This window comes from Synechococcus sp. CBW1004 (assembly GCF_015840715.1).
GTDB lineage: Bacteria > Cyanobacteriota > Cyanobacteriia > PCC-6307 > Cyanobiaceae > Cyanobium.
Window position 1 is genome coordinate 1,764,273 of record NZ_CP060397.1, and the last position, 25,520, is coordinate 1,789,792.

Annotated in this window: 26 protein-coding genes; 12 read left to right on the forward strand and 14 right to left on the reverse strand. The window is 67.6% G+C overall.

Annotated features, from left to right (window positions below):
- Positions 1 to 10 precede the first annotated feature (10 nt).
- The 3 genes from H8F25_RS08550 to H8F25_RS08560 all read left to right on the forward strand — a co-directional run bounded on the left by H8F25_RS08550 (position 11) and on the right by H8F25_RS08560 (position 3,162).
- On the forward strand, positions 11 to 1,240 hold the full coding sequence (locus H8F25_RS08550; RefSeq protein ID WP_197213180.1) for a cytochrome P450: 1,230 nt from the start codon (positions 11 to 13) through the stop codon (positions 1,238 to 1,240).
- Positions 1,241 to 1,369: 129 nt separating this feature from the next.
- The gene (locus H8F25_RS08555; protein WP_231597281.1) at positions 1,370 to 1,957 is read left to right on the forward strand and encodes an EF-hand domain-containing protein; all 588 of its coding nucleotides are present in this window, start codon (positions 1,370 to 1,372) and stop codon (positions 1,955 to 1,957) included.
- Positions 1,954 to 3,162: an MFS transporter gene (locus tag H8F25_RS08560; RefSeq protein WP_197213182.1), complete on the forward strand. Its 1,209-nt coding sequence runs from the start codon at positions 1,954 to 1,956 to the stop codon at positions 3,160 to 3,162. Before H8F25_RS08555 ends, H8F25_RS08560 begins: the two co-directional genes overlap by 4 nt.
- Before the next feature lie 37 nt (positions 3,163 to 3,199).
- Here the strand turns inward: H8F25_RS08560 and H8F25_RS08565 are convergent, their stop codons facing one another.
- From H8F25_RS08565 to serS, 4 genes are all read right to left on the reverse strand, one after another.
- Entirely contained in the window at positions 3,200 to 5,332 is a 2,133-nt protein-coding gene (locus H8F25_RS08565) for a polyribonucleotide nucleotidyltransferase (RefSeq protein ID WP_197213183.1), read from the reverse strand.
- 222 nt (positions 5,333 to 5,554) lie between these two features.
- Complete coding sequence (gene rpsN, locus H8F25_RS08570) at positions 5,555 to 5,857, reverse strand: 30S ribosomal protein S14 (protein WP_197213191.1); 303 nt, start codon at positions 5,855 to 5,857, stop codon at positions 5,555 to 5,557.
- A 109-nt stretch (positions 5,858 to 5,966) separates the two neighbouring features.
- Entirely contained in the window at positions 5,967 to 7,055 is a 1,089-nt protein-coding gene (rseP, locus tag H8F25_RS08575; RefSeq protein ID WP_197213199.1) for an RIP metalloprotease RseP, read from the reverse strand.
- A 170-nt stretch (positions 7,056 to 7,225) separates the two neighbouring features.
- Positions 7,226 to 8,509, reverse strand: a complete 1,284-nt coding sequence (gene serS / locus H8F25_RS08580) for a serine--tRNA ligase (protein WP_197213201.1) — start codon at positions 8,507 to 8,509, stop codon at positions 7,226 to 7,228.
- 156 nt (positions 8,510 to 8,665) lie between these two features.
- Between serS and H8F25_RS08585 the strand changes: the two genes are divergently transcribed.
- The 4 genes from H8F25_RS08585 to H8F25_RS08600 are packed head-to-tail and all read left to right on the forward strand — an operon-like array spanning position 8,666 to position 12,557.
- Positions 8,666 to 10,747 (forward strand): hypothetical protein, encoded by a 2,082-nt coding sequence (locus tag H8F25_RS08585; RefSeq protein WP_197213202.1) that lies wholly within the window; start codon positions 8,666 to 8,668, stop codon positions 10,745 to 10,747.
- Positions 10,731 to 11,339, forward strand: a complete 609-nt coding sequence (locus tag H8F25_RS08590; protein WP_197213204.1) for a hypothetical protein — start codon at positions 10,731 to 10,733, stop codon at positions 11,337 to 11,339. Before H8F25_RS08585 ends, H8F25_RS08590 begins: the two co-directional genes overlap by 17 nt.
- Positions 11,339 to 11,992: a Tfp pilus assembly protein FimT/FimU gene (locus H8F25_RS08595; protein ID WP_197213205.1), complete on the forward strand. Its 654-nt coding sequence runs from the start codon at positions 11,339 to 11,341 to the stop codon at positions 11,990 to 11,992. The genes H8F25_RS08590 and H8F25_RS08595 overlap by 1 nt, the downstream gene beginning before the upstream one ends.
- On the forward strand, positions 11,979 to 12,557 hold the full coding sequence (locus H8F25_RS08600) for a prepilin-type N-terminal cleavage/methylation domain-containing protein (RefSeq protein ID WP_197213208.1): 579 nt from the start codon (positions 11,979 to 11,981) through the stop codon (positions 12,555 to 12,557). Before H8F25_RS08595 ends, H8F25_RS08600 begins: the two co-directional genes overlap by 14 nt.
- A 7-nt stretch (positions 12,558 to 12,564) precedes the next feature.
- Here the strand turns inward: H8F25_RS08600 and H8F25_RS08605 are convergent, their stop codons facing one another.
- Positions 12,565 to 12,831, reverse strand: coding sequence for a NifU family protein (locus H8F25_RS08605; RefSeq protein WP_197213209.1), 267 nt, complete (start codon positions 12,829 to 12,831; stop codon positions 12,565 to 12,567).
- A 505-nt stretch (positions 12,832 to 13,336) separates the two neighbouring features.
- Here H8F25_RS08605 and lepA point away from each other — a divergent pair.
- Complete coding sequence (gene lepA / locus H8F25_RS08610; RefSeq protein ID WP_197213210.1) at positions 13,337 to 15,145, forward strand: translation elongation factor 4; 1,809 nt, start codon at positions 13,337 to 13,339, stop codon at positions 15,143 to 15,145.
- 39 nt (positions 15,146 to 15,184) lie between these two features.
- Here the strand turns inward: lepA and H8F25_RS08615 are convergent, their stop codons facing one another.
- The 6 genes from H8F25_RS08615 to H8F25_RS08640 all read right to left on the reverse strand — a co-directional run bounded on the left by H8F25_RS08615 (position 15,185) and on the right by H8F25_RS08640 (position 19,810).
- A complete protein-coding gene (locus tag H8F25_RS08615) occupies positions 15,185 to 15,850 on the reverse strand; it encodes a type II secretion system protein J (RefSeq protein ID WP_197213212.1) in 666 nt (221 codons plus the stop codon).
- 4 nt (positions 15,851 to 15,854) lie between these two features.
- Positions 15,855 to 16,409, reverse strand: a complete 555-nt coding sequence (locus H8F25_RS08620) for a Tfp pilus assembly protein FimT/FimU (RefSeq protein ID WP_197213213.1) — start codon at positions 16,407 to 16,409, stop codon at positions 15,855 to 15,857.
- Positions 16,406 to 16,900, reverse strand: coding sequence for a hypothetical protein (locus tag H8F25_RS08625; RefSeq protein ID WP_197213214.1), 495 nt, complete (start codon positions 16,898 to 16,900; stop codon positions 16,406 to 16,408). Before H8F25_RS08625 ends, H8F25_RS08620 begins: the two co-directional genes overlap by 4 nt.
- The gene (locus tag H8F25_RS08630) at positions 16,833 to 18,356 is read right to left on the reverse strand and encodes a hypothetical protein (RefSeq protein WP_197213215.1); all 1,524 of its coding nucleotides are present in this window, start codon (positions 18,354 to 18,356) and stop codon (positions 16,833 to 16,835) included. The genes H8F25_RS08625 and H8F25_RS08630 overlap by 68 nt, the downstream gene beginning before the upstream one ends.
- 174 nt (positions 18,357 to 18,530) lie before the next feature.
- Positions 18,531 to 19,514: an IS5 family transposase gene (locus H8F25_RS08635; RefSeq protein ID WP_197210200.1), complete on the reverse strand. Its 984-nt coding sequence runs from the start codon at positions 19,512 to 19,514 to the stop codon at positions 18,531 to 18,533.
- Positions 19,515 to 19,561: 47 nt separating this feature from the next.
- Complete coding sequence (locus H8F25_RS08640; RefSeq protein WP_231597282.1) at positions 19,562 to 19,810, reverse strand: hypothetical protein; 249 nt, start codon at positions 19,808 to 19,810, stop codon at positions 19,562 to 19,564.
- A 469-nt stretch (positions 19,811 to 20,279) separates the two neighbouring features.
- Between H8F25_RS08640 and H8F25_RS08645 the strand changes: the two genes are divergently transcribed.
- From H8F25_RS08645 to H8F25_RS08660, 4 genes are read left to right on the forward strand one after another with little or no spacing between them, the layout of a single operon-like run.
- The gene (locus tag H8F25_RS08645; protein ID WP_231597283.1) at positions 20,280 to 20,735 is read left to right on the forward strand and encodes a hypothetical protein; all 456 of its coding nucleotides are present in this window, start codon (positions 20,280 to 20,282) and stop codon (positions 20,733 to 20,735) included.
- A complete protein-coding gene (locus H8F25_RS08650) occupies positions 20,732 to 21,163 on the forward strand; it encodes a hypothetical protein (RefSeq protein WP_197213218.1) in 432 nt (143 codons plus the stop codon). Before H8F25_RS08645 ends, H8F25_RS08650 begins: the two co-directional genes overlap by 4 nt.
- Complete coding sequence (locus H8F25_RS08655; protein ID WP_197213219.1) at positions 21,156 to 21,701, forward strand: GspH/FimT family pseudopilin; 546 nt, start codon at positions 21,156 to 21,158, stop codon at positions 21,699 to 21,701. The genes H8F25_RS08650 and H8F25_RS08655 overlap by 8 nt, the downstream gene beginning before the upstream one ends.
- Entirely contained in the window at positions 21,698 to 22,330 is a 633-nt protein-coding gene (locus H8F25_RS08660; protein ID WP_197213220.1) for a prepilin-type cleavage/methylation domain-containing protein, read from the forward strand. Before H8F25_RS08655 ends, H8F25_RS08660 begins: the two co-directional genes overlap by 4 nt.
- A gap of 578 nt (positions 22,331 to 22,908) precedes the next feature.
- Here the strand turns inward: H8F25_RS08660 and H8F25_RS08665 are convergent.
- The 3 genes from H8F25_RS08665 to H8F25_RS08675 all read right to left on the reverse strand — a co-directional run bounded on the left by H8F25_RS08665 (position 22,909) and on the right by H8F25_RS08675 (position 25,497).
- Positions 22,909 to 23,493 carry a pyridoxamine 5'-phosphate oxidase family protein gene (locus H8F25_RS08665; protein ID WP_197213221.1) on the reverse strand — a complete coding sequence of 195 codons (585 nt, stop codon included), beginning with the start codon at positions 23,491 to 23,493 and terminating at the stop codon, positions 22,909 to 22,911.
- The gene (locus tag H8F25_RS08670) at positions 23,490 to 23,756 is read right to left on the reverse strand and encodes a hypothetical protein (RefSeq protein WP_231597284.1); all 267 of its coding nucleotides are present in this window, start codon (positions 23,754 to 23,756) and stop codon (positions 23,490 to 23,492) included. The genes H8F25_RS08665 and H8F25_RS08670 overlap by 4 nt, the downstream gene beginning before the upstream one ends.
- Positions 23,757 to 24,027: 271 nt before the next feature.
- Entirely contained in the window at positions 24,028 to 25,497 is a 1,470-nt protein-coding gene (locus H8F25_RS08675; RefSeq protein ID WP_197213223.1) for a phosphoglucomutase/phosphomannomutase family protein, read from the reverse strand.
- Positions 25,498 to 25,520: the final 23 nt, after the last annotated feature.

Here is a 25,520-nt window from a genome sequence, read left to right on the forward strand (position 1 = left end):
GGTGGCGGTCATGGCGGAACCAGTGCTGCTGAGCCCGGAGGATCGCCGGGCGTTTCAGGCCGACCCCTGCCTGCCGGGTCACCCTTACCCCTATCCGATCTATGCGGCCCTGCGCCGGGAGTGCCCGGTGCAGTGGTGCGAAGGACCAGGAATGTGGTTGGTGCTCGGCCATCCGGAGGCAGCCGCCCACATGCGTGATCCGCGCTGTCTGAGGAGGGCGCATCTCGACAAACTGGTGGAGAAGTTCGGCTCTGGACGCATCTTTGCGCGCCAGAAACTGGACATTCCCTATATGGATGGCGAGCCCCATGCCAGCGTGCGCAAACACGTGATGGCCGCCTATCACGGCATCGACCTGCAGGCCCTGGCTGCGTTCTGCGAGGCTTTCATCGCTGAGCGTCTGGACCGACTGCCCACGGGCGAGTGGCACGATCTGATGCCCAGCTGCGCCCATCCGCTGCCGGTGGCGGTCACGAGTGAGCTCATGGGAGTTCCAGCCCATCAGCAGCAGGACGTGCTCAGGCACGTTGGACAGTTCGTACGCGCCCGAGGTCTCTCCCAGAACGAGGAGACCGCCCATGGGGGTGATCAAGCCATGGAGGTCTACAGGCGCTACTTCCTGCCCCTACTGCATGAGCGGCGCCTGCATCCCCGCGATGACCTGCTCAGCCGACTGCTCGTCGACAAAGAGCAAGGCTTGGCTCTCACGGATGAGCAGCTGCTGCTGTTCGTCTCCAGCAATTTCTATTCCGCCAGCATCTACACCGTCCCGCTGCTGATCAGCAGCATGGCCCTGATCTTCTCTCGGCAGCCGGCTGTGTTCGAGCGGCTGCGACAGGATCCATCCCTGCTGGAGTGCGCCGTCGAGGAGGCGCTGCGCTTCGATCCACCGGCCCAGGCGCTCAATGCCAGTGTCGCCTCCGAAACCCTGGAGATCGCGGGACAACGGATCGCGGCCGGCGATTCACTCACGGCTCTGGTGGGCGCCGCCAACCGCGACCCGCGGGTGTTCGAGGATCCGGACCGCTTCCTGGTGGATCGCATGCCCAACCCCCACCTCAGCTTTGCGCCAGGACTGCACCAATGCCTCGGCCTGCAGCTGGCGCGCCTGGAGGCGCGGGCGGTGCTGCGCGCCTGGCTGGAGCGCTACGAGCGCGTGGAGGTCGATGAGCTCGCCTCCCGCCGATTGGTGGCCGATCGCTTCCGCGGTTTCGAGCGGCTGGTCGTGCGCTTCAGCTGAACCCTCACGAGGGGGTGCCGTTCCCCCGGGAGCGACGCGACACGAACGGCCAGGGCAGGGCCAGGGGCAATCCGGCGGCGGCACGGACATGCAGCAATGTGGAGCAGCCCCCATCACCCCCCGGGAGCCATGGCTCTTCCCCAGGTGCTGATCGAGCGCTACCGGCGCCTGTTCAGCTTCTACGACCGTGATGGCGACGGCCAGCACCGTTTCGAGCAGGATTTCGCGCCGGTGGCCCGCAGCCTCGAGGCCCGCTGGCAGGGTCGACCGGCGCGCTTCGCCAACCTGCTGCAGCTGCTGCTGAGCACCTACCAGCATGAAAACAGTCGCCGCGACCGCGACCACAGCGGCACGGTCACGCTCGACGAGTTCGTGAACTCCCACGCCTCCGTGGTGGCGGCTTACCAGGCCGACCGCGACGGGGCACGCCAGTTCATCGAACGGGCCGCGGGCGGCTTCTTCGATGTGCTCGATGTCGATCGTGATGGGGAGCTGGAGCTGGAGGATCTGCAGGCCTTCGCAGCCGCCTACGGCCACCCGGTGGAGGGCATCGCCGCCAATCTCGAGCGGATCCTGCAGGAGCTGGATCTGCCGGCGGGGCGGCTGCCGCGTGATGCCTTCCTGACCCTGGTGGAGCAGTACTGGTTCGATCCTTCCCCCACGGCTCCGGGGCGCCTGCTGTTCAGCGGCATTCCCGTGGGCGGCTCCGCCCTGTGACATCCCCCCGGGAAACGCCGCCCCTGCCACCGCTGCCCTGGCTGAGCGTGGCGATGGCGGTCGGCATCGCCAACGTCTACTACTGCCAGACGCTGCTGCCGCAACTGAGCGCCGAGTGGCGGATCAGCGCCGCCCAGGTGGTGCTGCTGCCGGCCTTGAGCCAGTGGGGCCTCACCGCCAGCCTGCTGCTGCTGCTGCCCCTCGCCGATAGCGTCGAACGGCGCCGACTGCTGGCGCTGGCGGCCGGTGGATGTGCGCTGGCCGCGCTGCTGCTGGCGGGCGCGACGCAGTTCGGCCTGGCCCTGATCGCCGCGACCCTGCTGGGTCTCTGCACCCTGGTGCCCTATCTGCTGCCGCCCTACGTGGCACAGATCACCCCTCGCGACCGGCTGGGCACGGTGCTCGGCACGCTGCTGGCGGGGCAGTTCAGCGGCATCCTCCTGTCACGCAGCCTCAGTGGCCTGCTGGCGCAGCTGCTCTCCTGGCGACTGGTGTATCTGCTGGCAGCCCTGCTGATGGCATTGCTGGCTGTGCTGATCCTGGTGGCCCTGCCGCGGCAGCGGCCGGAGCGGCCGCTCTCCTATCTGGCGCTGCAACGCTCCCAGCTGCAGCTCTGGAACCAGCATCCGACCCTGCGGCGGGCCTGCCTGCGGCAGGGGCTGCTGTTCGGCTGCTTCCTGTCCCTGTGGAGCGCGCTCGCCCTGCATCTGGCGACGCCACCGCTGAACTTCTCGGCAGCGCAGATCGGCGCCTTCGGACTCGTCTCGCTGCTCAGCATCGCCCTGGCGCGGCCGATCGGGCGCCTGGTGGACCGGGGCGGGGCCCCATCCGTGTTGCTGCGGGCGGGATTCCTGGCCGTGCTCGGGCTGGTGTTGCTGCGCATCGGCGCCGCATCCCTGCCGCTCCTGGCCGTGGGGATCGCGGCGCTGGAACTGGCCGTGCAGGGCAGCTTCGTCGCCCATCAGACGCAGGTGCTGTCGCTGGATCCGGCGGCGCGCAACCGATTGCTGACCTGGCTGGTGCTGTGCTCCTATCTGGGGGCGGCGGTGTGCTCGCTGCTGCTCAGCGCGGTCTGGAGCCAGTGGCAGTGGCAGGGCGCCACCGGCATGGGCCTCGGCCTCACAGTGGGGGCCCTGCTGCTCGGGCTGCGCTCGCCGAACGGCCGGAGCGGAGTGTTGAGCGGCCACGAAAAAGCCGGCCCCTGAGGGCCGGCTGGAGGGGAAATCAACGGGCTGGCGCGGCTCAGCCGGCGGGCACCGGCTCCTGCTGGGGCACACCACGCAGGGTGAGGTTGATGCGGCCGCGGTTGTCGATCTCGCGCACCCGCACCGTCACCTGATCGCCGACGTTGACCACGTCCTCGACCTTCTCGACGCGCGCCTCGGAGAGCTGGGAGATGTGGATCATCCCCTCCTTGCCGGGCAGGATCTCGACGAAGGCGCCGATCGGGATCACGCGGGTGACGCTGCCCTGGAACACCTCACCCTCGCTGATACGGCGGGTGAGCCCTTCGATGATGCGTTGGGCCTCCTCGGCCGCGGCACCGTCGTGGCTGGCGATCGTGACGATGCCGCCGTCCTCGATGTCGATCTTGGTGTTGGTGCGCTCGGTGATGCCCTTGATCGTGCGGCCGCCGGGGCCGATCACCGTGCCGATCAGCTCGGGGTCGATCCGGAAGCTGAGCAGGCGGGGGGCATGGTGCGAGAGGGCCGTGCGCGGCGTGTCGATGGCCTCCATCATCTTGGCGAGGATGTGCAGGCGGGCCGGGCGGGCCTGGTTGATCGCCTCGGCCACGGTGCTCATCGCCAGGCCGGTGATCTTCATGTCCATCTGCAGGGCGGTGATGCCCTTCTCGGTGCCGGCCACCTTGAAATCCATGTCGCCGAGGAAGTCCTCGATTCCCTGGATGTCGGTGAGGATGCGCACCTCGTCGCCCTCCTTGATCAGGCCCATGGCGGCGCCACCCACCGGCGCCTTCAGGGGCACGCCGGCATCCATCAGAGCCAGGGTGCTGCCGCACACCGAGCCCATCGAAGTGGAGCCGTTGGAGCTGAGCACCTCGCTCACCACCCGCAGCACGTAGGGGAAGCTTTCGCGGCTGGGCAGCACGGGCACGATGGCCCGCTCGGCGAGGGCGCCGTGACCGATCTCGCGGCGGCCGGGCGAGCGCATCGGCCGGGTCTCACCCACCGAATAGGGCGGGAAGTTGTAGTGATGCAGGTAGGTCTTCTCGTTGCTGGGATTGAGATCATCCAGCTCCTGCGCATCGCTGGGCGTACCCAGGGTGGCGGTGGAGAGCACCTGGGTGAGGCCGCGGTTGAACAGGCCAGAGCCATGCACACGGCGAGGCAGCACGCCCACGGCGGCGCTGATCGGGCGCACCTCGTCGAGGGCGCGGCCATCGACGCGCTTGCCGTCCTTGACGATCTGCTGGCGCATCAGCGTCTTGGTGAGGCTCTTGTAGCTGTTGCCCAGCAGCTTGCCGTTGGCGCTCACCGCCTGCTTGACGGCGTCGTCATCGGGCAGGGCCTGGATCCTGGCGCTGACCTCGGCCTTGATCGCATCGAGTTTGGCGTCGCGCTCGGGCTTGGTCTGGCTGAACTGCTGCAGCACCTCGCCGATGGCGGCGGCGCATTCCTTCTCCAGGAAGGAGGGAACGGTGGGATCCTCCGCTCTGGGCTCGGGAATCACCTGCTCGATGCCGTGCTCCTTGAGCAGGCTGAGCTGGGCCTTGATCAGCTCCCCGACAGCCTCATAGCCGAAGTCGATCGCCTCGATCACGTCCTGCTCGGGGAGCTGGTTGGCACCGGCCTCGACCATCACGACGCCATCGGGGGTGCCGGCGACGACCAGATCGAGATCGCTGCGCTCGATCTCACGGAAGCTGGGGTTGAGCACGAAGTCATCGCCCAGCAGACCGACGCGCACCGCCGCCATCGGGCCATGGAACGGCATGCGGGCCATCAGGGCGGCCATGGAGGCACCGGTGACCGCCAGCACATCGGGCGGCACCCGCTCATCGAGCGACAGGCAGGTGGCGACGATCTGCAGGTCGTCGCGCAGCCAGCCGGGGAACAGCGGCCGCATCGGCCGGTCGATCAGACGGGAGGTGAGGATGGCGCGCTCGGGAGGGCGACCCTCCCGGCGGAAGAAGCTGCCGGGAATGCGACCGGCGGCGTAGAGGCGCTCCTCGTAGTCGCAGATGAGGGGCAGAAAATCGATGCCCTCGCGGGCGCCGGAGCGGGTGGCGGTGACGAGGATCGCCGTGTCACCGCACTCGATCATCACCGAGCCGCCGGCCTGGGGGGCGTACCGCCCTGTGGTCAGCCGGATCTCCCGACCATCGAAGGAGATCGACTGAATGTGTCCTTGCACGTTGACTTATGTCCTTTTGTTGTCCGAGATCATCTTGCCACCCGACCTCTGCAAGGTGGCGGAAACCCAGGTTTTCGTAGGGATGGGGTCGGGAGACGACAGGGCAGAGCGAGAAGGAATCGGCCCACCCGAGACCCAGACACCAGAAAGGCCCGGTGCGCGACCGGGCCCTGATGCCTGTGCAGCCGGGTGACGGAGGCCTTGCGGCCATCCGCTTGCGACTCACCAACTGGACTTGACCACGCCGGGGAGTTCACCCTTGTGGGCACGCTCGCGCAGCTGGTTGCGGCACAGACCGAAATCGCGATACACACCGCGGGGCTTGCCGGTGGCCCAGCAGCGGTTGCGGATGCGGGTGGGGGCGCTGTTGCGGGGCAGGCCCTGGATCTTGCGGTGGATCTCCAGGCGCTCCATCGGATCGGCGGCGGCCTCGAAGGCAGCCATCAGGGCAGCGCGCTTGGCGGCGAAGCGCTCGACCAGTTTGCGGCGCTTCACATCGCGCGCGATCATCGACTTCTTCGCCATGCGGCTGAGTACGAAGCAAAGGGAGTGAACGACTCTACCGCCCGGGGGGACAGGCCCATCCAGGGATCGGGATTCGGAGGCCGGCCGGGATGGGTGTGACCGGGTGGGATCAGCGGCTGAGCAGCTGCTGCACGGCGGGCAGCTGGCTGGTGTCGCGCACGATCAGCAGCACGCTCAGACCCACCAGGAAGACGAAGCCCGACTGCAGGAAGGCCATCTGGAAGCGCTCGGGCAGGGGCCGGCCGCGCAGCCCCTCCAGCAGCAGCAGCACGAACTGGCCGCCGTCAAGCAGGGGCAGGGGCAGGGCGTTGAGCACCGCCAGGTTGATCGAGATCAGGGCGGTGAACACGAACAGGCTGCCGCCGCCCTCGCGGGCCAGGGATGCCCCCATCGCCACGATCTTCACCGGGCCTGACACCTGCGAGGCCGTCTCGCCGAAGTGGGTGGCGAGGCTGACGAAGCCCTCGGCGGTGCGGGCGGTGAGCACCCTGAAATCGCGATTCGCCTCGCGGATCGGCTCCAGCGGTCCCCGGGGCCGCCGATAGACCTCACGGCCGCTGGGCTGCAGCTGGGCACCGATGCGGCCGATGCCGCCCATGGCCTGGGGGGTGAGCACCAGCGGCAGACGCTGGCCGTCGCGTTCAATCTCGAGCCGCAGCTCCTGACCGGGGGCGGTGCGGATCGCCTCCACCAGGGTGCCGACCGCCGGCTGGCCTCCGCCCAGGGACGCGCCCTGCAGGCCGAGAATGCGGTCGCCGCCGCGCAGACCGCCGAGCGCGGCCGCCTGGGCCGGCTGCACCGACGACACCAGCACGCCCGGGCTGGACTGGAAGCCATCGGGAATGCCCACGAACACGCCCTGGGCCACCAGCACGGTCCAGGCCAGCAGGAAGTTGGCGAGCACACCGGCGGCGATCACCAGGGCCCGCTGGGGCAGGGGCCGGTTGCGCAGCAGATCGGGGTCGTCGGCGGGAACGGGGCTGTCCTCCTCGTCGTCGGGGAAGGAGACGAAGCCGCCCAGGGGAATCAGCCGCAGGGCATAAAGCACCCCGTCGCGGCGGAGCTGGAGCAGCGGCGGCCCGAAGCCGATCGAGAAGCCGCTGACCCGGATGCCCTGCCAGCGGGCGGCCAGGAAGTGGCCGGCCTCGTGCACCACGATCAGACCCGCCAGGATCGCCAGGGCCGTGAGAACTCCCATTCAGGTCGTGCCGCGCAGTCGCTCCATTGTGGTGGGTGCGCCGGCGCCGACGGGGAGTGGCACGGGGCAACCGCAGCGTGGCGAGCGGGGCTGGCCCTGAAGGGCGGATCGTGACGCGGCACCCGTGCCGTCTGTTCCTTGGCTCAGCTCCCTGGCTCAGCCGGGGATCGTCAGGCCGCCTTGATCGTGTCGCCGCCGAAGTAGGGCGCCAGGACAGCGGGCAGCCGCACCGAGCCGTCGGCCTGCTGGCCGTTCTCCAGCAGGGCGGCCATGGTGCGCCCCACCGCCAGACCGGAGCCGTTGAGGGTGTGCACGAGCTGGGTGCCCTTGCTGTCGGCCTGTTTGCAGCGGATCGAGGAGCGGCGGGCCTGGAAGTCGCCGCAGACCGAGCAGCTGGAGATCTCGCGGTAGGCGCCGGCACCCGGCAGCCACACCTCCAGATCGAATGTTCTGGCGGCCGAGAATCCCAGATCACCGGTGCACAGCTCGATGCGGCGGTAGGGCAGCTCCAGGCCCTCCAGGATCCCCTCGGCGTGGCGGGTGATCTGCTCGTGGGCGTCCGCCGATTGCTCCGGCAGGCAGAACCAGTACAGCTCCACCTTGTTGAACTGATGCAGGCGGATCAGGCCGCGGGTGTCGCGGCCATAGGAGCCGGCCTCGCGGCGGAAGCAGGGGGTGTAGGCGCAATAGCGCAGCGGCAGCTGCTCGGCGGGGAGCACCTCATCACGATGCAGCGAGGTGAGCGGCACCTCGGCGGTGGGGGTGAGCCAGAGGTCGTCCTCGGCGCAGCGGAAGCTCTCCTCGGCGAACTTGGGCAGCTGGCCGGAACCGGTGAGGCTGGCGGTGTTCACCAGGATCGGCGGCAGCACCTCGGTGTAACCGCGCGCAGTGTGCTGATCGAGCATGAAGCTGATCAGGGCACGCTCCAGGCGGGCACCGGCGCCCATCAGGGTGATGAAGCGGCTCTGGGCGATGCGCACCGAGCGCTCGGCTTCCCACAGCCCCAGGCGCTCTCCGATCTGCCAGTGCTCCTCCAGCCCCTCCTCCCGGCGGGGCGTGCCCCAGCGCTTCACCTCCACGTTGTCCGCCTCGCTGGCGCCGTCAGGCACCTCGGCGGCCGGCAGATTGGGCAGGGCGATCAGTTCGTCGCGCAGGCGCTGCTCGAGGGCCTTTTCCTCGTCCTCCAGCACCGCCACCTGCTGCTTGATGCGGTTGCCTTCATCGCGCAGGGCCTGCACCTCCGGGCCGGTGGGTGCGGCCCCTCCCTTGATCAGCTGCCCCACCTGCCGGCCGATCTGATTGCCCGCGGCCTGGAGGGTGCTGCGCTGCTCCTCGAGGCTGCGCTCCTGCTGGGCGATCATCTGCAGGCCGGCCGGATCGATGCGGAGGCCGCGGCGCGCCAGCTGGCGGGCGATGTGGTCGGGATCGTCGCGCAGCAGGCGCTGGTCGAGCACGGGGCGGGGGCGGGTGGGGAGAGCCTAAAAGCCAGCGGTGATGCACCCTGTGCCGCCGGCGCGCGGCATGCATAAGGTGAAGGCAGCACTGAGGGTCCGATGGGCGGATCAGGGCATCCAGGATCGAGAACAAGGAGGGCGCGACGCTCCCTGTCGGTGCGCTTGCCGGTGGTGCTCTGGCTCGCAGGCAGGCGCGGCAGCGGCGGTTTCGCAATGCCGATCGCCATGGTGGCCGCCCTGCTGCTGCTGATCGGCATGACCGCCCTGGGAACGCGCAGCAGCCAGGGCTTTCTGGCCAACTCCTACCAGGGAGTGAACCGCGAGGCCCGCGATGTGGCCGAGAGCGCCATCACCGACTTCGCGGTGACGCTCAACCGGGAGGAGAACCGTCGCTTGCTGGTGGCCGGCAATGACCAGCTCAGCCAGTGGAGCACGAACACCGACCACCGGAATCCCTGTGCGGGGACTTTTGTGGCGACCAGTCCACCCAGCGGTCAGCTGGTCGCCGTGGCGGACACGGCACCGGCCACCAGCGCCAGCCGCTTCGTCCGCAACAACACCTGGCAGAACCTCAGCACCGGCGACAGCAGCCGCCAGTTCCTGGTGGAGGACGTGACCTACCGCTACGAGGACCGCACCGCCGGCTCGGCGCGCACACCCTTCGACCTCAACACGGTCAACGCCAATATCCCCACCCACACGGTGCGCAATGCCGCGCTGCAGGGCGGCACCCGCACGCTGCTGCGGGTGACGATCCAGGGCCGGGTGGTGCGCAACGGCCAGACCAGCCTGGCCCGGGTGACCCGGGAGTTCGAGGTGGTGCCGAAGTGCTGCAAGCGCTCCTTCGGCCGTCACTCCGGTCTGGGGGAGGGCGAATCGGATCCGGCCTGGGGCACCGACCCGGTGCTGGAGTGCCCGCTGGTCCTCGATGACGGCATCGGCCGCGGCATCATCGGCAGCCTGAACGGCGGCGGGCCGAGCGGCAGCAACAACACGCTCGACATCGTGGATGAGCAGAACAACCTGATCACCCGGGCCCTCTGCTGGGGCGGCAACCTCACGGCCAATTCCGACCTGACGGGCACCCCCAACCCGGCTTGTCTGAATCGCACCCAGGCGCTGGGGAAAGCCACCAAAAGCAAACCGGGCATTACGTTCGTGCCGACTGGCTTCGATCTGGAATTACCACGACCACGCTTTGGTGACGCTCCCGGTGCCGGCAGTGGTCCGGATGGCGGCTGGATTGCCAACTTGTTCTACCTGCAAAGCTATCCAGGCCCCACCTTTGGCAACTGGGTGCCCACCTTGTTGGGCACGTATTGGCTGCGAACCTTTTCGGGCTGGAAGTTGTTCGCCACCAAGGGGGCGACATCCGTGCCCTCCTTCGCCGGCTGCAACGATCTGTCGGATATCGCCCTCTGCCGCAGCGAACCTCAACCCACCTTCGGCTCCCCCCCGTATCCCAAGGCCAACACCCAGGCATTCAACCAATGGTCCACGGCCTTCCCACAGCCCACCCTCACGATCTCCGGTGACACGAGCATCTATCTCGATCCGGCCGATCTGAGGATGAAACGCAAGACCGGATCGACGGTGACCACGATGGACAACTGCATCGTCACCAAAGACCCCGCCGCAGCCTACGCCGTGGCCGATTGCCGCTTCCGCGATATCGCTTCCGGCAACCAGACGCTGACGATCGACACCAGCTACGCGATGATCAATTTCCACTTCGACGATGCCGCCTACAGCGGCGAGTACATGGGCGGCAGTGGCAACACCACGATCCGGCGGGTGCACTGCAGCCGCAGCGGCTATGTGGCGGGCAGCTGCAACACCGTGGTCACCTGGAGTGCATTTCAGCGCAAGTGCAACCCGGCCGCAGGAGCAGCGGCCGATGCCAACTGCACCGCCACGAACAGCGCTTACGACCAATCTGAGCTTTTTAATGCTTATGGCCATGGCGCCGGCTCGTTCACCCTGCGCGGCACGGCCTCCACTGTGGGCATGAACATCTACGCGCCCCGGGCTTCGGTGGAGCTGCGCGGTGGAGGGAACGCCGATCCCAACTTCATGGGCCGGATCTGGGCCAACGATATCTATATCAACGGCAACAGCAAGGTGCGCACACCGGTCTCGAACCCCTCCTTCTGCGACAACCATCGCTGCCCGCCGCCGGCGAAGGTGCCGCTCTACGACATGATCGCCCGCAGCTTCAGCCATGCCTCCGGCTTCTAGACGGCTGCGGACGGATGCCACCGGCCCGGTGATCACGCGGGCCAGCACCGGCTTCAGCATCGTCGAGGCACTGGTGGCGGTGGTGGTACTGGCGGTGGCGCTCGCCGGCTCCAGCGTCGCCCTGCGGAGCATCACCAACCTGCTGGGGCGCAGTGGCCAACTCAACGCCAACAGCCTGGCGATCGACAACGACATCTCGGAAATCAAGCGGCTGGCCAGCGTCTACACCGCCTGCCTCGTCCCCACCGGCAGCATCCCCTCCGGAGAGTCCGCAGGCTGCGGTCAGAGCCTCACGCCGGATCAGGCGGCCTACTTCTTCCCCGTGGTTCCAGGCGTGAATGAGGCCAACATCACCGCCTTCTTCGCCGCCTGCAACGCCACCAGCGCCGCCAGCCACATCACCCAGGGGTTCATCACGGCGATCGGCCAGCTGCCCTCCACTGTGGGAACTGGCGTAAGCCGCAGCAGCGTGGTGCGGGAGGCCCCCACCGATCCGAAGAACCACAATGTGATCGTGACTTACACCGCGACCGATGGTTCGATGCAGCGCGTGATCAAGGTGGCACCGGTGCTCTCGGCCTGGTGCAACTGATGGGAAGGCCGCAGCCGAGGGACCGGATCCGGGGCTTCACCCTGGTCGAGCTGCTGGTGGCCGTGGCGGTGCTCGGCATCCTGGCGGCGATCGCGGTTCCGTCCTTTCAGTTCGTGCTGCGGCGTGAACGGGTCAATGCTCTCGCCTTCGAGATCGCCGGCTGGCTGGAGGAGACCCGCTCGATCGCCGCACGCGAGGTGAATCCCGATGCCAGTTCCGGCGGCTGCGCAATCGTGATCGCGGCCCCCCAGGCGGATGCCGAGGCCGGTGACGTGATCGCCGGCATCAGCGGCTGCGCGGCGCGGGAGACGCAGCTCCGGGTGACGGACACCTGGGGCGGACGTTTCCGGATCAGCCACAGCATCCCGGCGGGCAGCATCACGAATTCCCCCACGGCGGACGACTGCAGCGCCAGCGGCATCCCCGCCACACTCTGCTCAGGCAGCGTCCGCCTCTTCTTCACACCGCGGGGGATGTGGTCGTCGGATTCGGTGGCCAACCTCAGCGACGATCTCGAGATCCGCGTCGCCCCGGCCGATGGATCCGCGCCCCGCCGCTGCGTGCGCCTCTCGAGCATCCTGGGCTCGATCGACATCGGCTCGGCCAATGCGGGCGGTGTGACGGCCGGCTGTGACAACTATGCGCGCATCTAAACGAGGCGGTGCCGGCTTCACCCTGGTGGAGCTGCTGGTGGCCCTGGTGGCCGTCCAGGTGGTGTTCATCGCCGCCGGCTCGGTGCTGATCTCCCACGTGCGCAGCAGCTCGAATCTGGAAGTCGCCCAGCGGCAGCGCGACAACGCCGGCAGGCTCGATTACCTCGTGCAGGTGGAGGCCAGCGAGGCGGCCCTGGTGGAGGCGGGCCGCATCCTGCCGGAGGGCTGCGAGGCGGCGGGTCAGGCCTCGATCGCCGCCTTTCGCGTGCCGCGCGACAGTGGCAGCTATCTCGATACCGAAGGAAATGTGTCGTTCATTTATTACTACAATCACCTGGGGAACGTGCGGCGCTGCGGTCCACCCGTGCAGCGCAACGGTGTCCTCAACCACGCTGCGGGCCTGGGGCTTCATGATGGCGTGGCCGTCCGGGATGCCCTGATCGAGCTGGTGAGCTGCCAGGGGCAGAGCACGGACAGCAGCCAGCTGGTCTACCGATTGGTGTATCCCAGCGGCTATCAGCCGGCGTGCTCGATCGCCCGGGCCCGCACGGTCTTCATCCGCTGAGTGGTGCTCAGAGCACCTGAACCACCTCGCTCACCTCGGGGATGGCCTCGCGCAGCTTGCGCTCGATGCCCATCTTCAGGGTCATGGTGCTGCTGGGGCAGGAGCCGCAGGCGCCCTGCAGCCGCACTTTGACGATCGGGCCGTCGATCTCGACGACCTCGACGTTGCCGCCATCGGCCATCAGATACGGACGCAGCTCATCGAGGGTGCGCTCCACGTTCTCGATCGTCAGGGCGCGGGGATCGCTGGCGGGGGCGGCTGTGTCGGTGGTCATCGGTTACACCCGAACTGGCCTGAGCTTAGAAAGCGCCGAACCGGCCGGAGGCCTCCCGGAGCCGCTGACGCCCTGTCCGGGCGGCGGGCCCGGTGGCGAGGACGAGCGCTGCAGCGAACCCGCAGGTTCGAGCGTCGCCGGCGGCAGGACGCCGCGGCCGGTGGCTGCAGGCGATAGCCGATGCCCGCAGGCCAGAGCCAATGCCTCAAGGACCCTGCCGGGCAAGCCGTTGCCTGCCGGATGCCACCAGCCGCTGGGGCCGACCTGCAACCCCACCCCGCTGGTGGGATCCGATGCTCCCCTCCCGTGGCGGCCAGGGCCGGCACAGAACCAACGGCCGGTGGCCTGCGAGGGGGTGCCGACGCCCCTGACTGAGCAGGCGATGGCCAGCAACAGCAGCTCCCGCAGTCCCAGCAGGGGGCCCAGCAGGGGGCAACCCCTGGCGGGGTGCTCCGGCCCCCCTCCCTAGGATCGATGCCACACCAGGCGCCTGTGCGCGCGCGCGATGACCGACGTTCCCGTTTCCCGCATCCGTAACTTCTGCATCATCGCCCACATCGATCACGGCAAATCAACACTGGCCGATCGCCTGTTACAGGACACCGGCACCGTCGCCGCGCGCGACATGCAGGAACAGTTTCTCGACAACATGGATCTGGAGCGGGAACGGGGGATCACGATCAAGCTGCAGGCGGCGCGGATGGAATACAAGGCGGCTGATGGGGAGACCTACATCCTCAACCTGATCGACACGCCGGGACACGTCGATTTCTCCTATGAAGTGAGCCGCTCCCTGCAGGCCTGCGAAGGCGCCCTGCTGGTGGTGGATGCCAGCCAGGGGGTGGAAGCGCAGACCCTGGCGAACGTCTATCTGGCGCTGGAGAACGATCTCGAGATCATTCCGGTGCTCAACAAGATCGACCTGCCCGGCGCCGACCCGGAACGGATCAGTGAGGAGATCGAGGCGATCATCGGCCTCGACACCAGCAACGCCATCCCCTGCTCCGCCAAGACCGGCCTGGGCGTGCCCGAGATCCTGCAGGCGGTGGTCGATCGGGTGCCGCCGCCGCCCGACAAGGTGGAGGAGCCGCTGCGGGCGCTGATCTTCGATTCCTACTACGACGCCTATCGCGGCGTCATCGTCTATTTCCGCGTCATCAGCGGCACGATCGCCCGCAAGGACAAGGTGCTGCTGATGGCCAGCGGCAAGACCTACGAACTCGACGAGGTGGGCGTGATGGCCCCCGACCAGCGTCAGGTGGAGAGCCTGCATGCCGGCGAGGTGGGCTACCTGGCGGCCTCGATCAAGGCCGTGGCGGATGCGCGGGTGGGCGACACGATCACCCTGGCGGCAGCCCCCGCCAGCGAGCCGCTGCCCGGCTACACCGAAGCCAAGCCGATGGTGTTCTGCGGCCTGTTCCCCACCGACGCCGACCAGTACCCGGATCTGCGCGAGGCGCTCGACAAGCTGCGCCTCTCCGACGCCGCTCTGCAGTACGAGCCGGAGACGAGCAGCGCCATGGGCTTCGGCTTCCGCTGCGGCTTCCTCGGCCTGCTGCACATGGAGATCGTGCAGGAGCGCCTCGAGCGCGAATACGACCTCGATCTGATCGTCACCGCCCCCTCGGTGATCTACCGGGTGAACATGCTCGATGGCAGCACCGAGATGATCGACAATCCGGCGACACTACCGGATCCACAGAAGCGCGAATCGATCGAAGAGCCCTATGTGAAGCTCGAGATCTACACGCCGAACACCTACAACGGCACCCTGATGGAGCTGTGCCAGGAGCGTCGCGGTGAGTTCATCGACATGAAGTATATCACCACCGATCGCGTCACGCTCCACTACGAGCTGCCGCTGGCCGAGGTGGTCACCGACTTCTTCGACCAGATGAAGAGCCGCACCAAGGGCTACGCCTCGATGGAATACCACCTGATCGGCTACCGCAGGAACGATCTGGTGCGCCTCGATGTGCTGATCAACGGCGAGAAGGCCGATCCGCTCACCACGATCGTGCACCGCGACAAGGCCTACAACGTCGGCAAGGGCCTGGTGGAGAAGCTCAAGGAGCTGATCCCGCGCCAGCAGTTCAAGATCCCGATCCAGGCCTCCATCGGCAGCCGCGTGATCGCCTCCGAAAGCATCAGCGCCATGCGCAAGGATGTGCTCGCCAAGTGCTACGGCGGCGACATCAGCCGCAAGAAGAAACTGCTGCAGAAGCAGGCCAAGGGCAAGAAGCGGATGAAGGCGATGGGCAAGGTGGAGGTGCCCCAGGAGGCCTTCATGGCGGTGCTGAAGCTCAACCAGTAACCCGGTGAACCCAGTGCTCAGGGTTGAGCCGATCGCCACTCACGACAGATATTCGATGCTTTCCAAACCGACATTCCAGACCACCAGAGTCCCGACTTCCTCTCGGGCTGTTGGCACAGGCGCTTTGCGGCTCATCTCCCTGGCACGGCAGTAGGCGCCGCCGCCGCCAGAATCCTGGTTGACGGAATAGGAGATGCCATCAGCATTGCCGATCCTGATCAGATAGCGTGGAGCGCGGGGATTGGCCGTGGCATCGACGGTGAAGGCCAGCACATCTCTCGCCACAAGGTCTGTGCGTGCCTCATAGGGCTCCTCAGGGTCCGTCGGCACCTCCAGGCGGCCGGCAGCATCAATGCTGGGACCGGTGCGCTCGAGTTCGCCGGCGGCATTACGGGTGTAGATGATGGTGACAGGCCTGGAGAAGCCTGGAATCGTCAGGGTGAGCGTATTGCCCTCGCCGGCGGCGGCCGATGACTGCTCGATTTCGCGGTTGAGCAGGAACTGCACCCAGCCGCAGTGATCCTGGTAATGCTGCAAGGCCACCAGGCGGGTGCTCGCGCGGATGTGGGAGATCAGGATGATCACGGCACCGCCGAGCACCAGGCCGCCGACGGCCACAGTCACCAGCAGTTCCACCAGAGTGAAAGCGGCACGGCCAGTGAGCGGGGGTCGGACGCGACGGACATGGGCCAGTGAAAGAGGCATCAGCTCAGATCCTCCCTGCAACGCAGCCGCCAGCGCCCGGAATGCCCACGTCGATCGCGGCAAGCAGCCCATCAATCCGCACACAGCGCTGAGGATCACTGTGCCCCTCGAGGGCCACGGTGATCACGATCGGCACCTGTGGGGAAGGCGGCGGCGAAAGGGTGCCGGCGGGGGTGAAGGTGAAGCTGTTGACAGTTCCCTCTGGAACGCTCACATCGAAGCCACGATTGCCGCTGAGACCGCTGAGGCGCAGGGGCTCCACAGAGACACAGTTATCGACCTGGGCCAGCTGAGCGCCGGACGCACGCAGTCCGGTCTGGATGGTCACCACACAGCTGTGGCCCTTGAGGGCGCCGCGCCGCACCTTCTGCAGCCAGCCCGCCAGCTCCAGCACCACACTGTTGACCTGTTCCCGTCGCCATTCACGCCAACCGATGTCGATCACCACCCCGGAGAGGATGCCGATCACCACAACCGTGACCATCAACTCGACCAGGGTGTAGCTGCGGTCCGGCCGGAGCAGGCGTGGCCATCGTGGCAACATGGGGCGACGCGTCATGGGCACCAGGCAGCAACAGTGGGGATGAGCTGCACTTGACGCAGCAGCCGCTCATCGGCGTCCTTCCAGTCGACGCGATAGCGATGGGGAGGCAGTGACAGTCCCCCTTCCGTGGCATCCAGCAGATGAACAGTGCGGTTCACAGCCGCTCCCTCAGGAGCCCCCTCCAGAGCTTGATCATCGATGGCCCTTTTCAGTTCAGTGAGAAGCCCCTGCGCGCAGAGAGCCTCGAAGGCTGTGAAACGGGTGCCCTTGGCGAGGCTGTCTTCGGCATCGAAATAATCAGGGGCATAGTCGCCCTGACCAGGCAGGCCTGCACCGTCGTTCAAGCCACAGGAACGCGTCTCGCAGGTATAGCGCTCATTCAGATTCATGATCATCGACAGGTCGCGGCTGACCGCCAGCTGCTGGCGCAGGTGACGATCACTCTGTAACCCTTGGCGGGTGGCCTGATTGAACAGCACGGTGCTGCCGATGGTGGCGACGACCATCACCACCGCCGCAATCAGAATCTCGACCAGGGTGAAACCGGGCCTGGGCCGTGGTGTTGACTGAAGACGTCTTCTGAGCATCACAACCCCAGCCAGCGGAAGGAACGCACCGAGCGAGCCACCCAGTCGAAGACAGGGGGGGGGTAAGAACACCTTGCGCCTCGAATCCAGCCAAGCTGAGCACATTCTGCACATCGCCGGAGGGAATCGTCCAATCCACGCCACCATTGGAGATGATCTCATTGGCCCAGACCACTCCCTCATAAGACGAGCTCCCCGAGATCGTGACCGTTCCATTGGGGAACCAGGCGAACAGATTCAGTCCATCTGCGCTACCAGCCAACTTGACGATCTGCGTGTCGCAACTGGGGATGGGGCGACAACCAAACAGAGCAAAATCCGCACTGTCTCCATCATGCTTGAGCTCGCCGCCGCCGGTGCTGCGGACCACATTATTAACCTCGGAGCCTGGAAAATAAAGCCGCAGAGCTCGACTGCCAGTGCCCGCTATGGTAACCGCCAGTCCGCTGTAATCCAACTGCTTAAGGTTACAGTGCAACGCCTCGGAACCCTCAGGCTTGACGGCATAATCCATCACGGCACAATAAGGAATCACCGGCGGAGAATTACTAAATGGCTCTTTTGGAGCATTGGCATTGATCGTCACCTTACCCCCCGGACAGGATCTGAGCCTGCCACTTGCCGTCCCTTCCGCCTCAGTGCAATAAATAAATGAATTTGAGGAGCCAGAATTTGAAAATTCCGCCAGATCGGTATTGCCGCTGATAGTACCCATCTCCGCAAGGGTTTCGTCGGGGTTTTGGCGCACCTGTGGGATGGAAAATGGTGACACCAACTGCATCGTGAAATCCGTCGAGGTGGGATTGAAATCACACGCCTGCACGCAGAGCAGAGGATTGACCGTCTGACCAGCCCCATTGACAATCGTGGTGACGCCATTGATCGTCATCGAACCGGTGCCGTCATTGGCCAGTCCAGCCATGAAACCCCAGCTTTCGGAGATACAGACACTCTCGCCCTGACTGTCCGGCCTCGGTTCATAGTCGGTATTCCCATGGGCGCCGCCGAAGGAGACACCGCAGCATTTGGGCACCAGTTCAAGCTCCTCTTCCAGCCGTACCGTGCTGATCACATTGCCGTTGCGCAGGGCCGAACCCTCGACGATCAGCCTGACGCTGCCGCGGCCATTCTGGGCATCGAAAAGAAGCAGGCTGGGGCCGCCTGCCGCGGTGCGCAGCGGCTGGCGCTGCACAGACACCAGCCGATACGACTTGACAGCGGCGGCGGCAGTCTGGACAACCTTGCCCTCGTCATCCAGATACACGGTTCGATACGACGCTCCTCCCTGGTAGCCGATCGTGGGGTTGCTTGTATCGTTATTGTCGTCAGGATTCTTGTCGGTCAGATCAGGAGAGTTCAGGGAAGCTCTGATCAAGACCGGGAATTGAGCGCAAGCGTGTCTCATTCTCGTCAATGAGACACAAGTGGGGTATTTTGTCCTTGGCTACTCGCCAGGTGCTCCAATCCAGGGCCTGACTGGCTTATTTCTCGTGAGTTCCCCGATCATTTTTGGCTGCTCACCCTCAAGATGGCACACTTATTCTGTCATTTACGCTGTAGAAGGACAACGTTCGCGCACCATCCAGAGATTGGCGAGGGCAAACAGCATCGTCAGCTTGAGGTTGTTCTTGCGGATGCCTCGGTAGAAGACCTTCCGAAATCCAAACTGGCACTTGATGATCCGAAATGGATGCTCCACCTTTGCCCTGACATGTGCTTTCGCCGCCTCCATCAGATCCAGCAGTCTTCCCTCTGGGGTGTCCGGTAGAACTCGGCGCTGTCCGGGCTTCATGGCGATGCGCATCTCTGCTTCGCAGTCCTTGAACGCCTCACGCTTTTCGATGCCGATGTGGCCAGAGTCGCCGTAGATCACGCGTTCCTCGCCATGGACGCGATCGGGTGCCGTGTTCAGCTCATGGACGTTGGCAGCCGTGCTCACCACGGAATGGACCAGACCCGAGGCTGCATCCACACCGATGTGGCACCGCATCCCAAAGAACCACTGGTTGCCTTTGGCCACCGAGTGCATTTCAGGATCCCGCTCGCCCGTCTTGTTCTTGGTTGAACTGGGAGCGTTGATGATTGTGGCATCGAGGATCGTGCCCTCCTTAAGCATCACGCCCTTCTCCCGCAGGCTCTGGTTCACCGTCTCCAGGATCTGCTCTGCTATCCGATTCTCTTCCAGGAGGTGGCGGAAGTTCAGGATCGTCGTCTCGTCAGGGATCCGGTCCTCAACCATGTCGATCCCAGCAAAGCGGCGGAAGCAGGGGGTATCGATCAGCATCTCCTCCATCAAGGGATCGGAAAGCGTGAACCACTGCTGCAGCAGGTGGATGCGCAGCATCACCTCCAGCGGAAACGGTGGGCGCCCGCCCTTGGCAGAAGGCCTGTGGTACACAGGCGAAATCAAGGCCAGGAAAGGATCCCAGGGCACTGTGGCTTCCATCTCATCGAGGAAGCGCTGCCGGCGCGTTTTCTTCTTGGCGTAGGTCTGCTCGTAGTCCGTGAAACCCAACTGGAGGGGGGCCGCCATCCGCTGCCAGTCTCATTATTGGAACTGTACTGATTCTATCGGGTTTTTCAGGGGTTCCTCAGATCCCCGGTGCTGGCGGGCGGACAGGGGCTGAGCACCTTCGCATCATCACTGCTCCATAGATATCCTTCTTCATCCGCCAAGGATCCAGCCTTGACGAGCAGTCCTCGGTTGTGGGGCTTGTTGAGTTCGCCCACGATGCGGGTGATGCCTGTCTCGGCGGCATCGCGGGCGTCGCTGCTCTCCGCCTGCAACAGAACGCTGAGCAGTCCATCTCCGGAGCGGAGAGCCAGCATCAGGCCACCGACCAGAAGAATCGCGGCTGCGATCAGCACAAGCGGCAACGAAAATCCGCGCGTGGACCAGACAAGGCGGGGGCGGCCCATGAACCATTGGAGTGTCCGCCAACTCAGCCTAGGAGAGCCCAGGGAATCGGCCAACGGTTGCGGAGGCCGCCATAGCTCATGTCCTGATCTGATCGACACCGCAAATGCTGGAGCAGGCGACGGTGCTCCCCATGCGAAGCCCCTGCCGGCCGCCGCATGGACCCCGTGCCGCGATGGCGCGGTCCGCCCCGGGGAAGCCTGCCGAAGACCCGGGTCACCCAATCCCATGCCCCTGCGTTCCTGCCGACGCCCCCTTCCGCTGCGACGGCTTCCGCTGCGACGGCGTTCGCTGCGGCGGCATCCGATGCGGCGGCTTCCGCCTCAGCCCCATCCATCACTGAGCGCCCCGACAGCGGGGTTCCTGCTCCCTCTGGCCGCGATGCTGTCACTGCTGTTGCTGCTGGGCAGCCTCTCGGTGCAGGCCGTGAGCCTGCAGGGCCGGCTGCGGGGCAGCGCCGAACAGCAGCTGCAGACGAGCGAAGACCGGCTGGTCTCCGCCGCCCAGCTGCTGGTGGCGCGCATTCAGCTACGCCATGCCTGCCTGTTGCCCCTGGCCCTGGAGCAATGGGCGGACGCCGGCTGCGCCGACGCCCTGGAACTGGAGCAGCTGCGTCGGGGTGAGGTGTTCGGCGTGGGCTGGCAGCTGCGGCGCTGGCAACCGGCCCCGCCCCCTGTCGACACCCCCACGGCCGAGCAACGTCTCACCCTGGAGATCACGCTGGATGGTCGCGGCCAGGAACCGAGCCGCCACGCCAGCTTCGAGCTGCGGCTGGCGGGGCTGCCCTGGCGGGTGCAGGAGCTGCGGCCCCTCGGCCTGCGGGGGGAGGCGCTGTGAACCTGATCGAGGTGCTGATGGCGGCGCTGCTGGTTTCGCTGAGCGCCGGATCGTCGCTGCGGATCTGGAGCCTGATCGCGATGGGGGTGACGCAGGAGGAGCGGCGCCAGCTGCTGGCCGACCGGCTCGAGGGAGAACTGGCGGCCCTGGAGGCCAGCCTGCGGCTGCAGAGCCGCCAGTCGCTCCAACCGCCCCCGTGCGGCAACAGCGCCGCCACCCTGCAGACGCTGTTGAGCTCCCGCCCCAGCGCCGAGGGGGTGGAGCGCCGCCTGACACTGCTGCCTGCCGACGATGGCCTGCTGCTGGAGCTGGCGATCGACGGTCTGCCGCTGCGGCGTCAACGCCTGCTGTTGCCGGCGGCCCTCGGCCTCTGCCAGAGCCCCTCCGCCGCCACCGGGTCCGCACCGGCGCCGCAGATCCATGGCTGAGCGTCTGCGGCCGCAAAAGGCGGGCCTGAGGCCGCAGGAGGCCGACCGGCGACCACGGGACGCAGCCTTCTCGCTGCATGAGCTGCTGATCGTGGCGATGCTGCTGGGGTGGGTGAGCGTGCTGGGGCTGCGCCAGGGGGCGGAGGCGCTGGCGCGCGAACGGGTGGAGAGCGCCAGTCGCCGCATCGCCCTGGGCCTGGAACGCGGGCGACTGGCGGCGGTCCGCAGCGGCAGCCCCTGCGGCCTGCAGCTGGCGGAGGCGGGCTGGCAGGCGCCCCCGGATGCGGCGCTGCCGGGCTGCCCGGGACTCGACCTGCCCGCCGGTGAGGGCATCGATCCGGGAGTGGTGCAGGTGGAGCACAACCTGCCGCCCCTGGTGCGCTTCACCAGCAACGGCCTGGTGCTCGACGGCGGCACCGTGCGGATCTCCGCCGAAGGCACGGCGCTGGAGCGCTGCCTGGTGATGGCCCTGCCCCTGGGGGTGGTGCGGCTGGGCCGCTGGCAGCAGCAGACCTGCCAGGTGGACCCCAGCCTGTGAACGCGCTGCTCCTCCAGAACGGACGATCGCGGCGGCGCCGGCCGGAGCGATCCGCCCTGGCCATTCCGGGCCGCAGCGCCGGCCTGACCCTGGTGGAGCTGCTGCTGGGCCTCAGCCTCGGCATGGCCCTGTTCGTGACGCTGCTCCAGACGCTGCTGCTGCACGGCCGCGGCAACGAACGGCTGGTGCGGCTGGTGCGCGAGCGGGGAGTGCAGCGCCGCACCCTGGCGTTGCTGCGCAGCGAGATCCTGCGGGCCGATCGGCTGGAGCTGGGGGAGAGCCCTGGCCTTCAACCGGCCTGTTCCCTGGCCGGCCGCCGGCCGGTGCTGCAGCTGCAGACGGCCCGGGGCACGATCAGCTACACCCTCAGCCCGCCGCCGAGCGCCATCTGGCGCGGGCAGGTGCTGATGCGCTGCGGGCCGGCCTACGGGCTCGACGGCGAACCGAGCACAGGCAGCAGCCTGAACCGGGTGCTGCTCGATGGCCTGGCGACGGGCGGCTTCGAGGCCAGCCGCAGCGGGCCTGGACAGCTGCGGCTGAAGCTGCAGCAGGAGTTCCGGCTGACGGACGGCCATCGCCAGACGATCAGCAGTGCCGTGGAGATCGCCACGGCGGAGCGGGCGCCATGAGGCTCGGGGCCCTCGGCTGCAGGCGCCGGAGAACGCCAAAACGAAAGATCGGCGCGGGCGGGGCCGGATATCCCCATGCCCTTTCGGTTGTCTTCTGCCGCTTCCGGGTTATGGTCTTCGGATCCGGTGCAGGCGCACGGACCCCGTTGGCAAGGGGTCAGGCCTCCGGATTCAGAGCGCGGGATCAACCCGCAGAGCCCGGGGACGGCCAGGACGGCCAGGACGGCCCTCCCAACCACAGGTCCATCTGAGACCCGCAGCCGTCGGCCCAGCCAGGGCGACAGGACTGCCGGTCGTGCGCGATCCATATCCCCTTCGCAAGGTCATTCCCATGAAGACAAACATCGCTCCCCCCCGCCCGACCACCCTGTCCGGGCGCGCCAGCCAGGCGTCCCGGCACCGTCGCTCGGGGCAGGCCCCCCAGGGCGCCCCCTGTTGCTCCCTGAAGGCACGGCCCGCCCCCCATCCCGCCCCGGCTCCCAGCTGGGAGGAACTGCTCGGCCAGCGCTGAGCGGCTGAGCTGCCAGGCGCACCCCGCATCCGGAAGGGAGCGGGAGTGCGCGGGGCAGGAGCCTGGATCACGGATTCAGGGGTTCCTCATGCCAACCCGTGGTCGCCCGCCAGCGGCGACGGCGGTGCGGATGGGCCCCGAGTTCGAGCAGCTCCACCTGGCCGATCTCGCACCGCAGCAACACCAACGACTCTGGAACCGGCTCGGCATCACCCAGTTCACTGGGGAAGGCCGCGGCCGGCTCGAACGGCTCACCGGGAGGCGGCCAGCCCCAGAGGGCGCGCCCGGCCGGCGTGAGCTGGCGCCAGTGGCGCTGCCGCTCGCGGCGCTCGACCTCCGCCGGCAGGGCAAGCCGCTGTCCCCGCAGGCGGAACTGACAGCGGGCCCGGGGCAGCAGCCAGCAGAGCTCCACGGCAGCCTCCGCAGCCAGGTCCGTCACCTTGGCGCTGCGGCCGTCCGTGAGCAGATCGAGGCAGGCCCCATCCGCCCAGCCGCGGAACACCAGGGTGCGCACCCGCGGGGTGCCGTCCGGCGCCACAGTCGCCAGCTGGAGCCAGCGGGCCATCGGCGATAGCCCCTCCCGCTCGCGGGCGCCACGCAGCAACGGCCGCCAGGGCGGCAGCGCATCGGCGGGCAAGGCGTCCGCGCTCACGCCGGTGCGCAGGCGAAGTCCTCGATGGCGCCGGTGCCCTGGCGAAGCCGGAAGCGGGGGTGCTGCGGATCCTCGAGGCTCCACCACCACTTGCCATCGGTGAAGCTGGGGGCGCCGGCGTTGTTGGTGCGCGGCAGCTGCAGCGCGATCAGCTCCCCGTCGCGCTGCCACTGCAGCTGCACGAAGGCGCCCGGCAGGGTGCCGTCGCTGCGGTTGGGGATGGCCGGGTCATCCACGGCACCGCCATGCAGGGTGACCGTCAACGCGCTCCCATCACAGCGAAAGGCCTCGGGGACAGGCGCGGTGTCGGCACGCCCGGCCGCCTGAGCGGGAGCGACAACCAGGATGAGGAGCAGCAGCCCCAGGCAGGCGACCGGTGGCCACCAACTGCATGCCAGCGGCGACAGCCGCTGGCCCTGACGGGAGAACCATCCCTCATGCATCGCGGCTGAAGCGGCTGATGGGCCAGGACCCTATCGGAGACGCAGGGCGGAGGGCGACCGGCTGAACCGGCGGCCCTGGCGCCGCGACGCCTCAGACGCTCTCAGCCAGCTGACGCGCCCAGGCCAGCACCCTGGCCACCCGGTCCGGGCTGGGGGCTTCGCAGTAGAGGCGCAGCAGCGGCTCGGTGCCCGAGAAGCGCAGCATCAGCCAGTGACTGGGACCGAGGCGCAGCTTCACGCCGTCGGTGGTGATCACCTCCTCCACGGCAGCCCCGGCCACCTCGCTGGGAGGCGCTTCAGCCAGGCGGGCCTCCAGCCGCTGGCGTGCGGCCATGTCGGCGAGGCGCAGATCGAGCCGGTCGTAGGCGGCAGCCCCACCGCAGCGCTGCTGCAGGGCATCGATGCGCTGGCCCAGGGGCACACCGCCCTCCACCAGGGCCTCGATCAGCAACAAGGCCGCGAAGGGGGCATCGCGCTCCGGCAGGTGCATGCCGAAGCCGACACCGCCCGATTCCTCGCCCCCCACCAGCACCTCACCGGCGAGCATCTCGGCGGCGATGTATTTGAAGCCCACGGGCATCTCCAGCACCGTGCGGCCCAGGTCCTCGGCCACCAGCGCCATCAGATCCGAGCCGCTGACGGTCTTGATCACCGTGCCGGGCAGCTGGCGGGCGCGGGCGAGGTGATCGATGAACAGGGGCATCAGCAGCTGGGTGCTGCAGAAGCGGCCGCGCTCATCCACCGCGGCGATGCGGTCGCCGTCGCCATCGAAGACGATGCCCATCGCCGGCTTGCCCGCGGCGGTGCTGGCGCGCACCTCGGCGATCAGCTGCGTCAGGTAAGGAGCCAGCGGCTCAGGCGGGTGGCCGCCGAACAGGGGATCGCGCTGGCTGCGGATCTCGCGGATGGCACCGGAGGCCACAGCCTGCTCCCCCAGCAGGGCCGGCAGCACACCGGCGGCGGAGCCATGCATCGGATCGACGATCACCGTCAGGCCGAGCCGCTGCAGCCCTTCGGCCAGGGCCCCGGTGTCCACCTTGGCCTTCAGGCCCGCCACATAGGCCCCCAGGGCATCGAAACGTGCGGTGTCCGCCGCGATCGGCACGGTGATGCCGCCGGCCGCCAGGCGACGCTCCACCCGAGCGGTGAAGTCGCCCTCCACCGAGCCGCCGAAGGGGCCCTTGATCTTCAGGCCCAGCCATTCGGGCGGGTTGTGGCTGGCGGTGATCACCAGGGCGCCGAGAGCCCCGCGCTCCACCACCGCCCAGCTGGAGGCCGGGGTGGGCGTGGGCGCATCGCTCAGCACCGGCACCAGGCCGGCGCCGCGCACCGCCGCCGCGATCGCCTCGGCCAGTTCCGGTGCCAGGAAGCGGCGGTCGTAGCCGAGCACCACCTCGCGGCTGGCCAGGCCCTCGGGCGCACTGCTGGCCAGCTCCCGGGCCGCCGCCGCCGCCACCGGCAGCAACCGCTCCACCGTGATGTCCACCCCGAGGATGCCCCGCCAGCCGTCGGTGCCGAAGGCGATCGGGGCGGCCTCCAGGGGCAGGGGGGCGGAAGCCATGGAGGTCGGGTGCAGCTCGGGCC